18 protein-coding genes are annotated in these 18803 nt (G+C 53.7%); 5 read left to right on the top strand and 13 right to left on the bottom strand.

Annotated features, from left to right (window positions below):
- Positions 1–14: 14 nt before the first annotated feature.
- Positions 15–473, bottom strand: a complete 459-nt coding sequence (locus V1603_RS08425) for an Lrp/AsnC family transcriptional regulator (RefSeq protein WP_008503307.1) — start codon at positions 471–473, stop codon at positions 15–17.
- Between the two features lie 115 nt (positions 474–588).
- Between V1603_RS08425 and V1603_RS08420 the strand changes: the two genes are divergently transcribed.
- Positions 589–1635, top strand: a complete 1047-nt coding sequence (locus V1603_RS08420) for a PLP-dependent cysteine synthase family protein (protein ID WP_166710273.1) — start codon at positions 589–591, stop codon at positions 1633–1635.
- A gap of 41 nt (positions 1636–1676) precedes the next feature.
- Here the strand turns inward: V1603_RS08420 and cof are convergent, their stop codons facing one another.
- Positions 1677–2495 carry an HMP-PP phosphatase gene (gene cof / locus V1603_RS08415; RefSeq protein ID WP_163330430.1) on the bottom strand — a complete coding sequence of 273 codons (819 nt, stop codon included), beginning with the start codon at positions 2493–2495 and terminating at the stop codon, positions 1677–1679.
- 101 nt (positions 2496–2596) lie between these two features.
- On the opposite strand from cof, the gene V1603_RS08410 reads away from it, so the two are divergent.
- Positions 2597–4297, top strand: coding sequence for an SgrR family transcriptional regulator (locus V1603_RS08410; protein ID WP_163330429.1), 1701 nt, complete (start codon positions 2597–2599; stop codon positions 4295–4297).
- 66 nt (positions 4298–4363) lie between these two features.
- Positions 4364–5059, top strand: a complete 696-nt coding sequence (queC, locus tag V1603_RS08405) for a 7-cyano-7-deazaguanine synthase QueC (protein WP_395313761.1) — start codon at positions 4364–4366, stop codon at positions 5057–5059.
- Positions 5060–5061: 2 nt separating this feature from the next.
- On the opposite strand, the gene V1603_RS08400 is transcribed toward queC, so the two are convergent.
- From V1603_RS08400 to bolA, 11 genes are all read right to left on the bottom strand, one after another.
- Positions 5062–5391, bottom strand: coding sequence for a DNA-binding protein (locus tag V1603_RS08400; RefSeq protein ID WP_116341601.1), 330 nt, complete (start codon positions 5389–5391; stop codon positions 5062–5064).
- The gene (locus tag V1603_RS08395) at positions 5363–5728 is read right to left on the bottom strand and encodes a type II toxin-antitoxin system RelE/ParE family toxin (RefSeq protein WP_116341603.1); all 366 of its coding nucleotides are present in this window, start codon (positions 5726–5728) and stop codon (positions 5363–5365) included. Before V1603_RS08395 ends, V1603_RS08400 begins: the two co-directional genes overlap by 29 nt.
- Before the next feature lie 48 nt (positions 5729–5776).
- Positions 5777–6175 carry a YbgC/FadM family acyl-CoA thioesterase gene (locus tag V1603_RS08390; RefSeq protein WP_395313760.1) on the bottom strand — a complete coding sequence of 133 codons (399 nt, stop codon included), beginning with the start codon at positions 6173–6175 and terminating at the stop codon, positions 5777–5779.
- Between the two features lie 97 nt (positions 6176–6272).
- Entirely contained in the window at positions 6273–6653 is a 381-nt protein-coding gene (locus V1603_RS08385) for a helix-hairpin-helix domain-containing protein (protein WP_395313759.1), read from the bottom strand.
- A gap of 148 nt (positions 6654–6801) precedes the next feature.
- The gene (ppiD, locus tag V1603_RS08380; RefSeq protein WP_116341609.1) at positions 6802–8673 is read right to left on the bottom strand and encodes a peptidylprolyl isomerase; all 1872 of its coding nucleotides are present in this window, start codon (positions 8671–8673) and stop codon (positions 6802–6804) included.
- A 212-nt stretch (positions 8674–8885) separates the two neighbouring features.
- On the bottom strand, positions 8886–9158 hold the full coding sequence (gene hupB, locus V1603_RS08375) for a nucleoid-associated protein HU-beta (protein WP_002444653.1): 273 nt from the start codon (positions 9156–9158) through the stop codon (positions 8886–8888).
- 210 nt (positions 9159–9368) lie between these two features.
- On the bottom strand, positions 9369–11723 hold the full coding sequence (lon, locus tag V1603_RS08370; RefSeq protein WP_061099040.1) for an endopeptidase La: 2355 nt from the start codon (positions 11721–11723) through the stop codon (positions 9369–9371).
- A gap of 183 nt (positions 11724–11906) precedes the next feature.
- Positions 11907–13181, bottom strand: coding sequence for an ATP-dependent protease ATP-binding subunit ClpX (clpX, locus tag V1603_RS08365; RefSeq protein WP_061099041.1), 1275 nt, complete (start codon positions 13179–13181; stop codon positions 11907–11909).
- Positions 13182–13307: 126 nt separating this feature from the next.
- A complete protein-coding gene (gene clpP, locus V1603_RS08360; RefSeq protein ID WP_014069126.1) occupies positions 13308–13931 on the bottom strand; it encodes an ATP-dependent Clp endopeptidase proteolytic subunit ClpP in 624 nt (207 codons plus the stop codon).
- A gap of 260 nt (positions 13932–14191) precedes the next feature.
- Positions 14192–15490 carry a trigger factor gene (tig, locus tag V1603_RS08355; RefSeq protein WP_014882773.1) on the bottom strand — a complete coding sequence of 433 codons (1299 nt, stop codon included), beginning with the start codon at positions 15488–15490 and terminating at the stop codon, positions 14192–14194.
- 330 nt (positions 15491–15820) lie between these two features.
- Positions 15821–16138, bottom strand: coding sequence for a transcriptional regulator BolA (gene bolA, locus V1603_RS08350; protein WP_003859051.1), 318 nt, complete (start codon positions 16136–16138; stop codon positions 15821–15823).
- Positions 16139–16443: 305 nt separating this feature from the next.
- Here bolA and V1603_RS08345 point away from each other — a divergent pair, with 305 nt between their 5' ends.
- Both V1603_RS08345 and ampG read left to right on the top strand, forming a co-directional pair.
- A complete protein-coding gene (locus V1603_RS08345; protein WP_023310568.1) occupies positions 16444–17022 on the top strand; it encodes a lipoprotein in 579 nt (192 codons plus the stop codon).
- 45 nt (positions 17023–17067) lie between these two features.
- Positions 17068–18543: a muropeptide MFS transporter AmpG gene (gene ampG, locus V1603_RS08340; RefSeq protein ID WP_395313758.1), complete on the top strand. Its 1476-nt coding sequence runs from the start codon at positions 17068–17070 to the stop codon at positions 18541–18543.
- Positions 18544–18803 lie beyond the last annotated feature (260 nt).

The following is an 18803-nucleotide window of genomic DNA, read 5'->3' as shown; positions in this document are numbered from 1 at the left end:
GGTATTTTACGAAGTTATTCAATGGGTAATGCTGTGGTGTACTTTATCTGTTCCATGGCGAAGCTTGAGGTGACGTCCGACAAGCCCGGGACGCTGTTCACCAGCCGCTTGTAGAAGTCATCATAGCGCTTCATGTCAGCCACCTGGACGCGCATCAGGTAATCGTACTCGCCGGCCATACGCCAGAAGCCGAGCACCTCGGGCATCTCAGATACCTGAGTGACGAAGCGGCAATACCACTCGCTGCTGTGGTGTTGAGTTTTTATCAGCACAAATGCCGTCAGCCCAAGCCCCAGTTTTTCAGGATCGAGTAACGCGACGCGGCCCAGCAGAATACCGTCATCTTCCAGCTTTTTTAGGCGCTTCCAGCACGGTGTGGTGGTCAGATTAACGGCATCTGCCAGCGCCTGCAAAGAGAGGGTACAGTCACTTTGCAGCAATGAAAGGAGCTTGCGGTCAATTTTATCTAGCATACCCACCTCACAGAGAAAATTTTTCTCCCTTCATTCTATTTTAAAGGCCAGATAGCAACAATTTTTTCTGTGCTTTTCGCTATGCTGGGCACAAAATGACAAACGGATAACTACGATGAATAGCACCTGGGTTAAACATGCCATCAGTGAAATCAATGCCGACTATCAGCGCTCGGCGGATACGCACCTGATTCGCCTTTCCCTGCCGGGATTTGACGGTATTCAGCTCTACCTGAAGGATGAAAGTACCCATCCTACCGGTAGCCTGAAGCATCGCCTGGCGCGCTCCCTGTTTTTATACGGTTTATGTAACGGCTGGATTAAAGAAGGCACCACCATCATTGAATCCTCATCTGGTTCAACGGCGGTGTCCGAAGCCTATTTTGCCCGCCTGCTGGGCCTGCCGTTTATCGCCGTGATGCCCTCCTGCACTGCAAAACGTAAAATCGAGCAGATCGAATTTTACGGCGGACGCTGCCACTTTGTGGAAAGCGCCTGCGAAATCTACGCCGCCTCTGAAATGCTGGCCCGCGAGCTAAACGGCCACTATATGGACCAGTTCACCTTCGCCGAGCGCGCAACGGACTGGCGCGGCAATAACAACATTGCCGACAGTATTTTCCGCCAGATGACCCACGAGCCGCATCCGGTTCCGTCGTACATTGTGATGAGCGCCGGTACCGGCGGCACGTCAGCCACTATCGGACGTTACATCCGCTGTCAGGGCTACGATACCCAGCTGATGGTGGTTGACCCGCAGAACTCCGTCTTCCTCGACTACTGGCAAAGCCGCGATGCCGGCCTGCGCAGCCCGGTGGGCAGTAAAATTGAAGGGATTGGGCGCCCGCGCGTGGAACCGTCGTTCATCCCGGATGTGGTGGACGAAATGCTTCGCGTGCCGGACGCTGCCAGCATCGCCACCGCGCACTGGCTGGAGACGCAGCTCGGCCGCAAGGTTGGTGCATCAACGGGCACCAACATGTGGGGCGCACTGCAGCTTGCGGCACGCATGCGCGAGGAAGGCCGTACCGGCTCCATCGTCACGCTGCTGTGCGACAGCGGAGAACGCTATCTTGAGACCTACTACAATGCGGAGTGGGTACAGGCCAACATCGGCGACATCACCCCGTGGAAAGCGCAGATTGCGCAGCTGCTGAAATAAAAAAAAGCCAGACCGAAGTCTGGCTTGCTGGAAGGGTCTCACTATTCGGGGGAATATGGGAGGTTATTGTTGTCCAGCCAATGCGTCAAAAAATGGGACACCGCTTCGTTACCGCAGTGTCCGATAACCGGCAGATGAGGAAGCTCTGCGATCAGCTGCGGCATCGCATTCCCCATAATCAAACCGCGCCCCACGCTGCCCAGCATTTCGCGGTCATTCATGGCGTCGCCAAACGCCATACAATCCTGCAGCGTTAAGCCCAGGTGGTCGCTCAGTACCGCCAGGGCGGAACCTTTGTTACAGCCCACCGGCAGCACTTCCAGACAATCTACCGCCGAGAAGGTCAGGTGCGCCCGGTCGCCAAGCGCCTCATTCAGTTGAATCCGTAAGCGACAAAGATCGTCGTGATCGCCACAGAAGCAGATCTTGGTCACCGCGTGGGCGGGGATCCGACGCAGATCGATAAGCTGGTATTTGAAGCCGCTATAAACATGCGCGTGCAATAATTCGGGGATTTCGCTTCCGGTAAACCAGCCTTGATCGTTAAAGACGTGGATACTGGCCCGCGTGTCCCAGGTACTGTGCAGCACGATGTCCGCCACTTCCGGGTTGAGATCCTGGCGGTGCAGCACCTCTCCTTCAACGGTGTGAATGCGCGTCCCGTTGCCGGTGATTAAAAACGCATCCAGGGAAAACGCGCCCAGCAAATGACGCATCTCCAGCACGTGGCGACCCGTAGCAAACGTCAGGGTGACATCACGCTCGCGCAGGCGCTTGAGGGTACTCAGCGTTTTCTCCCCCAGACGGTGATTCGGCATTAACAACGTACCGTCCATATCAAATGCAGCGAGCCGGGCCATGTTTACTCCTGAAATGTGATGCGATTAACTTGTGCATCAGTATCGTGTGAGATATACGGAAGTAATAGTGAATAGATGAAAATTATTGTTCCGGGTTTCTTATGCGCCAGCTTAACCGTCTTAATCAGTATCAACGCCTGTGGCAACCTTCCGCCGGCGCTCCGCAGCTCGTAACCGTAAGCGAGCTTGCAAGCCGCTGTTTTTGTAGCGAGAGGCATGTCCGCACCCTGCTGCGCCAGGCTCAGGAGGCGGGCTGGCTCAGCTGGCGCGCGCGGTCTGGTCGCGGCAAGCGCGGTGAGCTGACGTTCCATGCCAGCCCGGAGTCACTGCGCAATGCGATGATGGAAGAGGCACTGAAGAGCGGGCAGCAGCATAACGCTTTGGAGCTGGCGCAGCTTGCGCCGGACGCGCTGAGATCGTTGCTGCATCCGTTTTTAGGCGGGCAATGGCAAAACGACACGCCGACGCTGCGCATCCCCTACTATCGCTCGCTGGAGCCGCTTCAGCCGGGCTTCTTGCCTGGCCGGGCGGAGCAGCATCTGGCGGGACAGGTATTCTCAGGTTTGACGCGTTTTAACGGCAACAGCAGTGAACCTACGGGCGATCTGGCGCATCACTGGGAGGTCTCTGCTGACGGGCTGCGCTGGCATTTCTATATTCGCTCCACGCTGCACTGGCATAACGGCGATAAAATAGAAACGGCGCAACTCCAGCGAAGCCTGACCGCGCTGTTGACGCTTCCCGCCCTGCGCACCCTGTTTCGGAGCGTCTTACGTATCGAAACAACGCATCCACAGTGTCTGACGTTTGTGCTGCATCAACCGGACTATTGGCTGGCGCACAGGCTGGCAACCTACTGCAGTCGTCTGGCGCATCCCGACCATCCTGCGGTTGGCTGCGGTCCCTTCCGGCTGGCCGCCTTTGAGCCCGACCTGGTTCGTCTGGAAAGCCATGAGCAGTACCACCTGAGTCATCCGCTGCTTAAAGCCATCGAATACTGGATCACTCCCCAGCTGTTTGATTACAGGCTGGGTACCAGTTGTCGTCACCCGGTGCAAATTGCGATTGGCGAGGCCGATGAGCTGGAAACCCTGAGGCTGGTCAGCAGCAGTACCAGTCTGGGCTTCTGTTACCTCACGCTGAAACAGAGCGCGCGTCTGAGTGAGCTCCAGGCAAAGCGGCTTATCAATATCATCCATCTCTCCAGGCTTCTGCACACGCTTCCGCTCAATGAAGGGCTCATTACGCCCACTCAGGAACTGCTTCCCGGCTGGACAATTCCCGAATGGCCTGATTTAACGGACGTTGCCCTGCCCGAGTCGCTGACGCTGGTTTACCATCTTCCCGTTGAGCTTCACACCATGGCCAGCCAGTTAAAAACGTACCTGGCGCGACAGGGTTGTGAACTGACCGTCGTCTTCCACGACGCCAAGACGTGGGACGGATGCCAGCAGCTTGCCGATGCAGATATCATGATGGGGGACAGGCTGATTGGCGAAGCGCCAGCGTATACGCTTGAGCAGTGGCTGCGCTGCGATGCACTGTGGCCGCACGTGTTAAGCGCACCGGCCTACGCTCATTTGCAAGCCACGCTGGATGCGGTGCAGTCGCAGGCCGAAGCTCGGGACCGACACGCCGGTCTGCAAGCCATTTTCAACCGCCTGATGGAGAATGCGGTGCTGACGCCGCTTTTTAACTATCAATATCAAATCAGCGCCCCGCCAGGGGTCAACGGCATACGCCTCAACACCCGCGGCTGGTTTGATTTTACCGAAGCCTGGCTACCCGCCCCCAAATCGTGAAGAAGCTGGTCGCCGCCGTAGCCAGACGGTAATATAACGTTTTTACCGTAACAGTCGAGATGATTTATGAAACGTGCCGTCGTCGTGTTCAGCGGAGGACAAGACTCTACAACCTGCCTGGTTCAGGCCCTTAATCAGTATGATGAAGTTCACTGTGTGACTTTCGATTATGGCCAGCGTCACCGCGCTGAAATCGACGTTGCCCGTGAACTTGCCCTGAAACTGGGGGCACGCGCGCACAAGGTGCTGGACGTTACGCTGTTAAATGAACTGGCAGTCAGCAGCCTCACCCGGGACAGTATTCCCGTCCCGGACTACGAACCCGATGCCAGCGGCATTCCGAACACCTTCGTGCCGGGCCGTAATATTCTGTTCCTGACCCTGACGGCAATTTATGCCTATCAGGTAAAAGCCGAAGCGGTAATTACGGGCGTATGCGAGACCGACTTCTCAGGATATCCGGACTGCCGTGATGAGTTTGTAAAAGCGCTCAACCACGCCGTCAATCTGGGGATGGCAAAAGAGACGCGCTTTGAAACCCCGCTCATGTGGCTGGATAAAGCCGAAACCTGGGCTCTGGCCGACTACTGGGGCAAGCTGGATTTAGTTCGCAGCGAAACCCTCACCTGCTATAACGGTATCAAAGGCGACGGTTGCGGCCAGTGCGCCGCCTGTAATCTGCGCGCTAACGGACTGAACCACTACCTGGCTGATAAAGTCGGCGTAATGGCGGCAATGAAGCAAAAAACCGGGCTTAAATAAGGCTACCTCACCGTGCTGTCGAACAGTTTTACCCCGGCAGCACGGGTCACCTTCATTAGCGTAGTCAGCGTTGGGTTGCCGTTGTCTGATAAGGTTCGATATAGCTGTTGGCGGGAAAGACCGGCTTTGGCAGAGATTTCACCTATGCCGCCACGGGCTTCGATGACGCGTCTGAGCGCAATCAAATAGGCTGGGATCCCCTGGTCTTCATAAATTTCCTCCAGTGCAATTTGCAGATACAACTGAGCATAGGAGGGATTTTCACGCAGCATCTTAACAACAGCTTCATCGTGACTGACGGAGCTAGAGAATTTTCGTTCGCTTTTGCTCATCGGATTTATCCTTTTGATGATCATTCCAGTAATCTATTGCCAGTTTCACATCAGTCTTTTGGCTCTTTTTGTCACCGCCGATCAGCAACAATAGGATCTCCCGATGCTCTACTGCAAAATAGATTCGATAACCGGGACCACAATCCATTTTCAATTCCCAGATACCCTCTCTGAGATATCGGTAATCACCGAAATTCCCTTTCTCAGCACGGTCAATTCGCAGAAGGATCCGAAACACCAATTCTGGATCCTTTCGCTTCATCTTCGCTACCCACTCCTCAAACGGCACTTTCCCGTCACGGGTCCGGTAACGTTCAACAACGTAGTCCCTGTCCATTATTCTATCCCTGAAAAATCCTTTTGTCTTTTATAAAAGACAGATTTTCTAAGCGATCATCAGCTCCAGCTTTTCCCGCAGCTCCCCTTCCAGCGGCAGCGCTTTCTGAGTTTTCAGATCGATACAGACAAAGGTAATCAGCGCATCAGCCACTACCTGCCCTTCTGGATCGAGCGTCACCACCTGGCTTAACACGCCGCTCTTGCCGTTTAGCTGTTGTACCTGGCTGGTCACGGTGAGCACATCGCCCAGCACGGCCGGGCGGCGGTAGTTGATGTTGATATTGACGACCACGAAAGCGATGTTGTGCGCGGTCAGCCACTGAAAGCTTTCGCTGTTCTCTAGTCCGTCCCAGCGCGCTTCTTCAAGAAATTCGAGATAGCGGGCGTTGTTAACGTGCTGGTAAACATCAAGATGGAAACCGCGTACTTTGACTTTTGTCTGCATAGCGCAATAGCCTTACGTTGTTATAGGATCAGAGGTCATAACTGGTATGACCTCTTTATCCTGGCAAACTTTTGCCGCAGTGCAAGAAATTGCGTTATTACAGTGCCAGGTGTGAGAGGTTGCGCTCAACCAGCGCGCTGCCCATGCCCGGGACCTGCTTGAGATCATCGACCGTTTTGAAAGGGCCATACTCTTCGCGGTAGCTGACGATGGCCTGCGCTTTTTTCAGGCCGACACCGTTCATTGCGCGGGCAAGATCCTCTGCCGAGGCCGAGTTAATGCTGACCCGCGTACCGTCATCATCCGTATTTTTAACGGCGTCAGCCGCTTTGGTTTGCCCCTGCACCGGCGCCATCGCATCAGATTTGCTCTGCGTGGTCTGTGGTTTGGCGGCGGGCGTCGCCGCCAGCGCGCCCGCGCTCATCCCGGTGGTGGCAATAGCCAGCGTAATTAACAGTGCTTTGATTCCACATTTCATGCTGTTATCTCCTTGTTTGTTGACAGCCACGCAACGATAGCTCCCGGAGAAAACAGGCACAAACAGCAGATTGCAGAAATGGAAAAGGCCGCGAAAGCGGCCTTTAGTTTTTGCAGAGCGTTACGAAAATCTGCGAGCAGACACGTAATTATTGCTGCTGAGTCATGACATCGCCCAGCTTAATTTTGGCTTCTTTACGCAGGTTGCTCATCATGGCTTCGAAAGCAATCTGAGCATTGTTCTGAGTAATGCCCTGAACCATCGCCTTCTTCTGCGCTTCTGGCAGGGTGCCGGCTTTCACTTCGTCCAGTGCCAGCAGAACAACGTTACCCTGCATATCGGTGGTGGTGCCGAAGCTTGGCTTGTCTTTGGACGGCAGCGTCAGGCCAAACGCAGCCTGGCTGATTGGGTCCTGACCGGTACGGCTCAGCGTTTTCGCCTCACCGAAGCTCAGGCCAGCCGCTTTCAGCGCGTCCTGTTTACCCGCTTTCAGGTCAGACAGAATCTTCTCAGCATCCAGTTTCGCCTGCTGTTCCGCTTTGTTGTGCTTAACCTGAGCGACGACCTGATCCTTCACTTCCGCCAGCGGTTTGACCGCTTCTGGCTTGTGCTCGCTGACGCGCAGAACAAACGCACGATCGCCGTCGACGGTAATGATGTCAGAGTTGCTGCCCGGCGTACCGTTCTCGCCCACCAGACCACCGTTAAAGATGGCATCAGAAACCGGCTTAAAGTTCAGCTCTTCCGGCAGGTTGTCGCGACCAAACCAGCCCGTCTCAACCGCCTTCACACCCGCTGCCTGCTCTGCACCTGCCAGAGATTCGTTGTCGTTGCTGGCAGCATCGCTCACTTTCTGCTGCAGCGCGTAGTAGGCATCCAGGGCTTTTTCCTGTTTCACTTTCGCAGCGATATCATCACGAACCTCAGCCAGCGGCTTGGTTTTCGCCGCGATGATGTCGTCCAGGCGCACGACCAGGAAACCAACGGATGATTTAATCACACCAGACAGCTGGCCTTTCTCTTTCAGGCCGGCATTTTTCAGTTCGTCCGGCGTGGTTGCATCTTCCAGCCAGCCCATATCACCGCCGTTTTTCGCAGAGATGATATCGGTAGATTTCGCTTTCGCAATGGTGGCGAAATCAGCGCCTTTGTTCAGTTCATCCAGTACCGCCTTAGCATCTGCTTCAGTTTTGGTCTGAATCACGCTGTAGCGGTTACGCTGCGGCTGAGTGAACTGATCCTGATGCTGGTCGTAGTAAGACTGGATCTCCGCGTCAGAGGCGCTTTCCTGCAGCGCAGCTGCATCCAGCTTGATGTAGCTGACGCGGAACTGCTCCGGAGAAACAAAGGCGTTTTTATTCTGCTCGTACCAGGCGTTAACCTCTGCGTCGCTCACCTGCTGTTTCGCCGCCAGGGCGTTCACATCAATGGTCGCTTCACGGACAACGCGCTGCTGTGCTACCAGCGCAGCCAGTTCTTCCGTTTCACCTTTGAGCATAAAATCGGTGCCCACAACGGCATTGATAAGCTGCTGAGTGGTCAGTTGGTTACGCAGCGCCTGCGCGTACTGATCCGCCGTCATGCCCATCTGGTTGACGATGCTGTTGTAACGCGCGTTGTCGAATTTACCGTTAGACTGGAATGCCTGAGTGGCGAAGATCGCTTTTTTCACCTGCTCGTCGCTGATGCCAAGGCCCAGCTTTTTGGCATACTGATCCAGCAGCGCTTCGTCGATAAGACGGTTCAGCGTCTGTTGGCGCAGGGTTTTCATGTACCCTTCATTCGCCGCCAGTTCAGAGAATTGGTCGCCCAGCTGTTGCTGCATACGGTTACGTTCACCGGCAAAAGCATTCTCGAACTGACCACGGCTGATTTCCTGGCCATTCACTTTTGCGGCATAGTTCGCGCCACCGCCAATAAGGTAACTGCTCACGCCGGTCAATATGAACGACACGATAATGATACCGAAAATAATCTTGAGCACGAGACTGTTAGCAGCCGTGCGTAAGCTGTCCATCATGGTGTAACAACACTCCGCTGTAGGTGACTGGTTACCTGACGCTGACGGAAAATCCTGCCCGTCGCGCGTAAAGGCGTATTGTGACAAGAAAACGGGGCGATTGTCAGCCCACAACTCGCATAAACTCGCACAAATCAGGTCTGGACAAACAAAAAAGGCACATCAAACGATGCGCCCTTGTACTATCCGGCTTCCCTGAAACGGGAAAGCAATCAGTTTACTGCGTCTTTCAGCGCTTTACCTGCACGGAAACCCGGCACTTTAGCAGCAGCAATGGTGATCTCTTTACCGGTCTGAGGGTTGCGGCCAGTACGGGCAGCACGCTCTTTAACAGCAAAAGTACCGAAGCCTACCAGTGCAACGTCGTCCCCAGCCTGCAGAGATTCAGTAACAGAAGCAATTAATGCATCTAACGCACGTCCAGCTGCAGCTTTAGAAATATCAGCACCAGCAGCAATTTTGTCAATCAGTTGAGATTTATTCACTGTTCTCTTCCTCTCTTTATAATTTATATCGCGCCTGAGTCCTTCACAACGCGACCGCGCAGCAGTTATATCAGGCCTGCCATGACCTTACAACACCCGTTGTTGATGGCTGACCTAATCAGCAATCTAAATTAGCTATACAAAAAAAGGCTGGCAAGTGCGAAATGACTTACCAGCCTTGTTTTTATTGACGCTCTTTGCGCGAGGTCACTATTTTGCGGTTACAACCTGCATTCCGGACGGTTCATTCTGCAATGCGAGAGTAAGAACTTCCTCAATTCGCTTAACAGGATGGATCTGCAGATCGGCAATCACGTTGTCCGGAATCTCTTCCAGATCGCGTTTATTCTCGTAAGGAATCAATACGGTTTTGATCCCACCGCGGTGTGCCGCCAGCAGTTTTTCTTTTAACCCACCGATTGGCAGGACCTGACCACGCAGGGTGATTTCACCGGTCATTGCCACATCGGCACGTACCGGGTTCCCTGTCAGACAGGAGACCAGCGCCGTACACATGGCAATACCCGCGCTTGGGCCATCTTTCGGCGTCGCCCCTTCCGGAACGTGCACATGGATGTCGCGTTTTTCGTAGAAATCCGGATTGATACCCAGTTTCTCCGCACGCGCTCGCACCACGGTCAGCGCCGCCTGAATGGATTCCTGCATCACTTCACCCAGCGAGCCGGTGTAGGTCAGCTTGCCTTTGCCCGGCACACAGGCGGTTTCGATGGTCAGCAGATCGCCGCCCACTTCCGTCCATGCCAGACCGGTGACCTGACCAACGCGGTTTTCGTTGTCCGCGCGACCGTAGTCGAAGCGCTGAACGCCCAGGTAGGCATGCAGATTGTCGCCGTTAATCACAATGTGCTTCAGGCTCTTATCCAGCAGCAGCTGTTTCACCGCTTTACGACACAGTTTAGAGATTTCACGCTCAAGGCTACGCACGCCCGCTTCACGGGTGTAGTAGCGAATGATGCCAATAATCGCGCTGTCCTCGACGGTCAGCTCGTTGGCTTTCAGCGCGTTACGCTCAATCTGTTTCGGCAGCAGGTGCTGCTTAGCGATATTCAGCTTCTCATCTTCGGTATAACCGGAGAGACGGATCACTTCCATACGGTCCAGCAGCGGGGCCGGAATGTTCATGGAGTTGGAGGTCGCCACGAACATCACATCGCTCAGGTCGTAGTCCACTTCCAGGTAATGATCGCTGAACGCCACGTTCTGTTCTGGATCAAGTACTTCCAGCAGTGCAGACGCCGGATCGCCACGCATGTCCGAAGACATCTTGTCGATCTCATCGAGCAGGAACAGCGGGTTTTTAACGCCCACTTTCGCCATCTTCTGGATCAGTTTACCCGGCATAGAACCGATGTAGGTACGGCGGTGACCGCGGATTTCCGCTTCATCGCGCACGCCGCCCAGCGCCATACGGATATATTTACGTCCGGTCGCTTTGGCAATGGACTGACCCAGAGAGGTTTTACCCACCCCTGGCGGTCCTACCAGGCACAGAATTGGGCCTTTAATTTTGTTTACACGGCTTTGTACCGCGAGGTACTCAAGAATGCGGTCTTTGACGCGTTCCAGGCCGTAGTGGTCGGTATCCAGGATCTCCTGAGCCTGACGCAGGTCTTTTTTGACCTTGCTGCGGGCATTCCACGGAACCTGAACCATCCACTCGATGTAGCCGCGCACGACTGTCGCTTCAGCCGACATTGGAGACATCATTTTCAGCTTCTGCAGTTCTGCTTCGGCTTTCTCTTTCGCCTCTTTCGGCATCTTCGCCGCGTCAATCTTACGCTTCAGCGCTTCGTTTTCATCCGGCGCGTCGTCCATCTCGCCCAGCTCTTTCTGAATCGCCTTCATTTGCTCATTCAGATAGTACTCACGCTGAGACTTCTCCATCTGCTTTTTCACGCGGTTACGAATGCGCTTCTCAACCTGCAGCAGATCGATTTCAGACTCCATCATCGCCATCAGGTATTCCAGACGTTCGTTAACGTCGGACATTTCCAGCACGGACTGTTTGTCAGCCAGCTTCAGCGGCATGTGCGCAGCGATGGTATCCGCCAGACGCGCAGGATCGTCGATGCTGTTCAGCGACGTCAGCACTTCTGGTGGAATTTTCTTATTCAGCTTGATATAGCCTTCAAACTGGCTGATTGCGGTGCGCACGAGCACTTCCTGCTCGCGTTCATCAAGCTGAGGCGAATCAAGGTACTCTGCCTTAGCAGAGAAGTGTTCGCCATTGTCAGACAGGGTGGTAATACGCGCACGCTGCAGCCCTTCCACCAGCACCTTCACGGTGCCGTCAGGCAGCTTCAGCATCTGCAAAATAGAGGCCACGGTCCCGACGGTGAAAAGATCGTTTACACCCGGCTCATCCGTTGATGCTTCTTTCTGCGCCACCAGCATGATTTTTTTATCATGATCCATAGCGGCTTCGAGGCAACGGATAGATTTTTCCCGCCCTACAAATAAGGGTATGACCATGTGCGGATAAACCACCACATCGCGCAACGGCAATACGGGGATTTCAATGCGTTCAGAACGCTCAGGATTCATAGAGCTCTCTCTTAGTTTAGTGTCCGCCAGGTAAGCTGGTCATGTCACAGTGCTTCACATAACCATTAACATGTATCCAGTATATGGGGATGTTTCCCACACATTCAACGCTATGAACACGGAAAAAGTAAAGGGGAGATAAAATCCCCCCTTTTTGATTAACTGCTTGTATGATTTGGTGAATTATTCGCCAGATGCCTGCTGGGCTTCCGGTTTACCGTAAATCAGCAGCGGCTTGGATTGGCCACCGATAACGGACTCGTCGATAACCACTTTTTCAACATCTTCCATCGACGGCAGATCGTACATGGTGTCAAGCAGCGCCGCTTCAACGATAGAACGCAGGCCGCGCGCACCGGTTTTACGGATCATCGCTTTCTTGGCAATTGCGTCCAGCGCTTCGTCACGGAATTCCAGGTCAACGCCTTCCAGATTGAACAGCGCCTGATACTGCTTGGTCAGCGCATTTTTCGGCTCTTTCAGGATCTGAATCAGCGCCTCTTCACTCAGCTCATTCAGCGTTGCCACAACCGGCAGACGGCCAATGAACTCAGGGATCAGACCAAATTTGATCAGATCTTCAGGCTCAACCTGCGACAGCAATTCGCCTTCGTTGGCTTTCTCGGACTTCGCCTTCACCGTTGCGCCAAAACCAATGCCGGAGCCGGTTTCAACACGGTGGGAGATCACTTTATCCAGACCTGCAAACGCACCGCCGCAGATGAACAGGATCTTGGAAGTATCAACCTGCAGGAACTCCTGCTGCGGATGTTTGCGTCCCCCCTGCGGCGGAACGGCGGCAACCGTACCTTCGATCAGCTTCAGCAACGCCTGCTGCACGCCTTCACCCGATACGTCACGGGTAATGGACGGGTTGTCTGATTTACGGGAGATCTTGTCGATCTCATCAATGTAAACAATCCCGCGCTGGGCTTTTTGTACGTCGTAATCGCACTTCTGCAGCAGCTTCTGAATGATGTTCTCAACGTCTTCACCCACATAACCAGCTTCGGTCAGTGTGGTGGCATCTGCCATGGTAAACGGAACATCAAGCAGGCGCGCCAGCGTTTCCGCCAGCAGCGTTTTACCGGAGCCGGTTGGCCCGATCAGCAGAATGTTGCTTTTGCCCAGTTCCACACCATTGCTGGTGTCGCCGTTACGCAGACGTTTGTAGTGGTTATATACCGCCACCGCCAGCACTTTCTTGGCCTGCTCCTGACCGATGACATAGTCGTCAAGGTGATGACGAATCTCATGCGGCGTTGGCAATGCGCTACGCTCACGGTGCGGCGCAACTTCTTTAATCTCTTCGCGAATGATGTCGTTACATAAATCGACACATTCGTCGCAGATATACACGGACGGCCCGGCAATCAGTTTACGCACTTCATGCTGGCTTTTGCCGCAAAAAGAGCAGTACAGCAGTTTGCCCGAACCATCTTTGCGTTTATCTGTCATGAGTCCAAACCTCTTTTTAAGTTCTTTGTGCCGCACATGACGACGCAAATGCCATTCTAAGACGCAAGCTGCATTAAGCAGCGTGCCGCCCTACTTTAGTATAGCGGCACACTCGCGTCGCGGGCATCAATTACGATGGGTCAATACGGAGTCGACTAAGCCGTACTCAACTGCCTCTGGAGCAGAGAGGAAGCGATCGCGCTCGGTATCGCGCTCGATCTGCTCAAGAGATTGACCTGTATGCTGCGCCATAAGTTCATTCATGCGCGCTTTTACTTTCAGAATTTCGCGGGCGTGGATTTCGATATCCGTCGCCTGCCCCTGGTAACCACCCAGCGGCTGGTGAATCATCACGCGGGAGTTAGGCAGGCAGAAACGCTTACCTTTCGCCCCTGCGGTTAACAGGAAGGCCCCCATGGATGCAGCCTGACCCATACAGATAGTGCTGACATCTGGCTTGATGAACTGCATGGTGTCATAAATGGACATGCCCGCCGTAATCACACCGCCAGGCGAGTTGATGTACAGGTAAATGTCTTTTTCCGGGTTTTCCGCTTCCAGGAACAGCATCTGCGCCACGATCAGGTTAGCCATATGGTCTTCTACCTGGCCGGTCAGAAAGATAACGCGTTCCTTGAGCAGACGGGAATAGATATCGAAAGAACGCTCACCACGTGAGGTCTGTTCAATAACCATTGGCACCAGCGCCATATGGGGTGCAAAGTTATCTCGTTCGCCACTGTATGACATTTCCGTCTCCTGGTTCAAAATTGAAAACACCTGCTGTACTGATTGTAACCTTATGGACGGATTATCAGCCAGTCTCAATCATCGTGATTACACACTTATGGGGTTCGCCACGCCCTATTTCAAGCATAACAATCTTTTGTTGTAACGCTAACACTGAAAGGGCGTTTTAGCACCCTTCAAGAACCCAAGCTGCGATAAAAAAAACCCGTCGCCGGAGGGCAACGGGTTTTTTGTTCAAACTTTAAACCGTTAGGGCGAAATTACGCCTGCTGGTTCATCAGTTCGTTGAAAGAGGTCGCTTTTTCGGTCACTTTCGCTTTCGCCAGTACCGCTTCAACAGCCTGCTCTTCCAGGGCGACGTTGCGCATGTTGTCCATCAGCTCTTTGTTCTTGCCGTAGAACTCGATCACTTCTGATGGATCTTCGTATGCAGACGCCATCTCTTCGATCAGGCCTTTTACACGCTCTTCGTCAGCTTTCAGCTCGTGGGTACGAATCACTTCGCCCAGCAGCAGGCCAACAACCACGCGGCGTTTCGCTTGCTCTTCAAACAGCTCGCGCGGCAGTTCCATCGCTTGCTGCTGGTTGCCACCGAAACGCTGTGCAGCCTGACGGCGCAGGACGTCGATTTCGCTGTCGATCAGCGCAGCAGGAACGTCGATGTCGTTCGCTTTTACCAGACCTTCAATCGCCTGAGATTTCACACGGTTACGCACAGCGCCGTTCAGCTCGCGCTCCATGTTTTTACGCACTTCGGTACGCAGGCCAGCAACAGAACCATCTTCAACGCCGAAACGCTTGATGAACTCTTCAGTCAGTTCTGGCAGTTCGCGCTCTTCCACTTTTTTCAGGTTGATGACGAACTTCGCTGCTTTACCTTTCAGGTTTTCAGCGTGGTATTCTTCCGGGAAGGTCACGTCGATGGTGAACTCTTCGCCAGCCTTGTGGCCTTTGATACCGTCTTCGAAGCCTGGGATCATACGACCCTGGCCCATTGCCAGTACGAAGTCAGACGCTTTTCCGCCTTCGAACTCTTCGCCATCAACAGAACCGGTGAAGTCGATGGTTACGCGGTCTTCCGCGTCAACAGCGCCTTCTTTCTCTTTCCAGTTCGCCTGCTGCTTGCGCAGGGTGTCCAGCATGCCGTCAACGTCTTCGTCAGTTACGGAAACAATCGGTTTTTCAACTTCGATAGATTCCAGACCTTTCAGCTCAACTTCCGGATACACTTCGAACTCTACGGAGTAGGTGAAGTCTTCGCCCAGTTTGTATTCGCCTGGCACGTAGTTTGGTGCGCCAGCCGGATTGATTTTTTCTTTGATGATCGCGTCGATAAAGTTGCGGCTCATCAGTTCACCCAGCACATCCTGACGCACGGAAGCGCCATAACGCTGAGCAACAACATTCATTGGTACTTTGCCCTTACGGAAGCCGTCAATACGTACTTTTTTTGCTACGTTGACCAGCTCGCTTTTCACAGCAGTTTCGATGCTGTCAGCAGCGATAGTAATCGTTACACGGCGGCCAAGGCCTTGAGTGGTTTCAACTGAAACTTGCATCTTGTTACCTCAAAAAAATCACAGTGCTCGGTCAACTCTGAATCTGTCTGTTATACCGGGATGCTCTCTTAGTGCAGATTCACATTCCCTGTCGCCAGAATCATCCCGAAGACATTCATTAAGACGCGGCATTATAGCGGCATCACTTAGGTGAGTCGAGAACGGTTGGGGCATGTTGCTGCGGCTTTTTTCACACTTTAAGGCTATTTTTAGCCTTAAAATCGCACCATCCGCTCAAAACTCAGACAAAACAAAACGGCCCGGAGGCCGTTTTGAGGAAATCTGTAAGCAACATACTGGAAAAGCTCCGGCCGTTGCAAATCCGATTTATCAGGCGATAGTGCCGGCACCTCGACAGGGCGGCGACGCGAAAACCGTATCCTGCAAGCCTTCCCATTCCTTAATGGTGTAGGTATGCAGTGCCAGCGCATGCACGGTTGTGGAGAGTTCTTCCGTCAAGGTGCTGTAGATCAGGCGATGTCGGTTCAGGAAACGTTCTCCCGTGAAGCGATCGCTAACCAGAACCACTTTAAAGTGGCTTTCAGAACCTGCCGGCACGTTATGACGATAGCTTTCGTCGACGACTTCGAGGAACACAGGGTTGAACGCTGCCCTTAATTTTTCTTCTATCTGTTCACGTATCATCATGAAATTACTCCTCCGACAACGCTGAGATGTCACCCATCCCTTTAAATATTAGCCGCTTTTACCGTTTCCATTACACCTTGACAACAAATATTTAGCTTTCGTCTAATTTTCTCATTCAAACGAATGAAGTTCACTGTGAGACTCATACCTTTCGTCATTCGCGGGAGGAGAAAAAGGGTGAGCTGGTCAGTTTTCAGACAAGACGATGAATTTACATGCGTTGACCACTTCCCCTGACCGTTGTCGATGTTATGATGGCGGCAATTTCTCTCTCTTTATGCTTACGATTCGTTGAGAACCTGAAAATGTTAAAAAAACTCTTCTTTCCGTTGGTAGCCCTTTTTATGCTGGCAGGCTGTGCGACTCCGCCTACCACTATTGATGTCTCACCAAAAATCACTCTGCCTCAGCAGGACCCAAGCCTGATGGGCGTCACCGTGAGCATTAACGGTGCCGATCAGCGTCAGGACCAGGCTCTGGCAAAAGTGACCCGCGATAACCAGCAGGTGACGCTGACCGCGTCCCGCGACCTGCGCTTCCTGCTGCAGGAAGTGCTTGAGAAGCAAATGACCGCTCGCGGCTACATGATTGGCCCAAGCGGCGCGGTTGATCTGCAGATCATCGTCAACAACCTGTACGCAGACGTGTCTCAGGGCAACGTGCGCTACAACATCGCGACCAAAGCGGATATCGCCATCATTGCCACCGCGAAAAACGGAAACAAGATGACGAAAAACTACCGCGCCAGCTACTCCGTTGAAGGCGCGTTCCAGGCATCCAACCAGAACATTGCTAACGCCGTTAACAGCGTGCTGACGGATACCATCGCCGATATGGCGCAGGACACCAGCATTCACGACTTTATCAAGCAGAACGCACGTTAATCCTGCTTACTGACCCGGTGCTTCACCGGGTCAGTTCATAAGACCATGTCCAGTCACTACTTACGCATTTTCCAGCAACCGAAATCAGCGATTCTGCTGATCCTCGGCTTTGCCTCCGGTTTACCCCTCGCGCTCACCTCCGGCACGCTTCAGGCGTGGATGACGGTCGAGAACATCGATCTCAAAACCATTGGTTTCTTCTCGCTGGTCGGTCAGGCTTATGTCTTTAAGTTCCTGTGGTCGCCAGTGATGGATCGCTATACGCCGCCGTTCCTGGGACGTCGACGCGGCTGGTTAGTGATGACGCAGATCCTGCTGCTGCTGGCGATTGCGGCGATGGGCTTCCTTGAACCGACCACACAGCTTCGCTGGATGGCCGCGCTTGCGGTGGTGATAGCCTTCTGTTCCGCCTCCCAGGATATTGTGTTTGACGCCTGGAAGACGGACGTCTTACCCGCCGAGGAGCGCGGGGCCGGTGCGGCCATCAGCGTGCTGGGCTATCGCCTCGGGATGCTGGTCTCCGGCGGCCTGGCGCTGTGGCTGGCCGACCGTTACCTCGGCTGGCAGGGCATGTACTGGCTGATGGCCGCCCTGCTTATCCCCTGCATCATCGCGACGCTGTTCGCGCCCGAACCGAGTGACGTCATCCCAGTCCCCCGCTCGCTGGAGCAGGCCGTGGCCGAACCGCTGCGCGACTTCTTTGGCCGTAACAATGCGTGGCTGATCCTGCTGCTCATCGTCCTTTATAAGCTGGGTGATGCCTTTGCCATGAGCCTGACCACCACCTTCCTGATCCGCGGCGTCGGTTTTGACGCCGGTGAAGTGGGGGTAGTGAACAAAACACTAGGGCTGTTTGCGACCATCGTCGGCGCACTTTACGGCGGCGTGCTGATGCAGCGCCTGACGCTTTTCCGCGCGCTGCTGATCTTCGGCATTCTTCAGGGGGCCTCTAACGCCGGCTACTGGCTGCTGTCGATTACCGACAAACATACGATCAGCATGGCCGCGGCAGTGTTCTTCGAAAACCTTTGCGGCGGCATGGGGACGGCGGCGTTTGTTGCCCTGCTGATGACCCTGTGCAACAAGTCATTTTCCGCCACGCAGTTCGCTCTGCTCTCGGCGCTCTCGGCCGTTGGCCGCGTGTACGTAGGCCCAATTGCCGGCTGGTTTGTGGAAGCCCACGGCTGGCCAACGTTTTATCTCTTCTCGGTCGCGGCTGCCGTGCCGGGGATTTTATTATTGCTGGTGTGTCGCCAGACGCTGGAATATACCCAGCGGACAGAACACTTTATGCCGCGCACTGAATATCACCGCGCCTACCGTTTTGCGTTACGTCTGTTAATGACGGGCTGCGCCGCGCTGGCGCTCTGGCTTGTGGTACTTATTGTTAACGCTAGTACGTCTCTGGCGCTACCCCTCGAAGCCCTTCTGCTGGACGCCGGAGCCCTGCTGGCCATCGCCGGGATCCTGACGGGCGGTCTGCTCGATTTTATGGCATTGCGTAAAACGCAGATGACCTGAAGAAAAAGCGAAAGGTTATTTCCCGTTGTAATCACCAACCGAAATTATAACGGCGAAATAGCCATCAGCCGCTAAAAAAATATTTGTTGTTTTGTGCGGGATAGGATTTGGAAATTATTGGAGCCAGTTCCAAATTACTATTTTTCATTAAACGATTCAGCATTGGAAAGTTTGATTTTTCGTTTTTTAGATGTCTTTTTATTGATAATTAATTGTTAATTTTTTGTTTATTTTTAACAATGGTTATACCAATTGCCCCT

The organism is Enterobacter sp. ECC-219, from assembly GCF_043966805.1.
Lineage (GTDB): Bacteria > Pseudomonadota > Gammaproteobacteria > Enterobacterales > Enterobacteriaceae > Enterobacter > Enterobacter cloacae_N.
Note: the sequence above shows the minus strand (reverse complement) of the source record. Positions and strands in the feature narration are given on the sequence as shown.